Raw genomic sequence first — 576 nt, 5'->3', positions numbered from 1 at the left:
TATGTAGACAAAGTTCAACGTATCGGTATTCGTATGGCAGATTTACTTGAAAAAGAAACATTCGAAAGATTATTAAAATCAAACATTGAATATAAACAAGCATATTTCAAAGGTATGTTTAACGAAACATGTCCATCATTTGATGATATCTTTGAAGAATATTATGCAGCAGGTCAACGTCTAAAAGAATTTGTAACAGACACATCAAAAATCTTAGACGATGCATTTGTAGCAGATGAAAAGGTACTTTTCGAAGGTGCGCAAGGTGTAATGTTAGATATCGACCATGGTACATATCCATTCGTTACATCAAGTAATCCAATTGCAGGTAACGTCACTGTTGGTACAGGTGTAGGTCCTACATTCGTTTCAAAGGTAATTGGTGTATGTAAAGCTTATACATCACGTGTTGGTGATGGTCCATTCCCTACTGAATTATTCGATGAAGATGGACATCATATTAGAGAAGTTGGTCGTGAATACGGTACAACAACAGGACGTCCACGTCGTGTAGGTTGGTTTGATTCAGTTGTATTACGTCACTCTCGTCGTGTAAGTGGTATTACAGATTTATCT

The 576-nt window shown here is 36.5% G+C and carries 1 protein-coding gene; it reads left to right on the top strand.

Annotation, left to right across the window (positions count from 1 at the left end):
* The coding region (locus tag GPA21_RS20370; RefSeq protein ID WP_211163754.1) for an adenylosuccinate synthetase at positions 1-576 on the top strand (576 nt) is incomplete at both ends.

Origin of the sequence: Azoarcus taiwanensis (assembly GCF_012910885.1) — a bacterium.
GTDB lineage: Bacteria > Pseudomonadota > Gammaproteobacteria > Burkholderiales > Rhodocyclaceae > Azoarcus_F > Azoarcus_F taiwanensis.
Note: the sequence above shows the minus strand (reverse complement) of the source record. Positions and strands in the feature narration are given on the sequence as shown.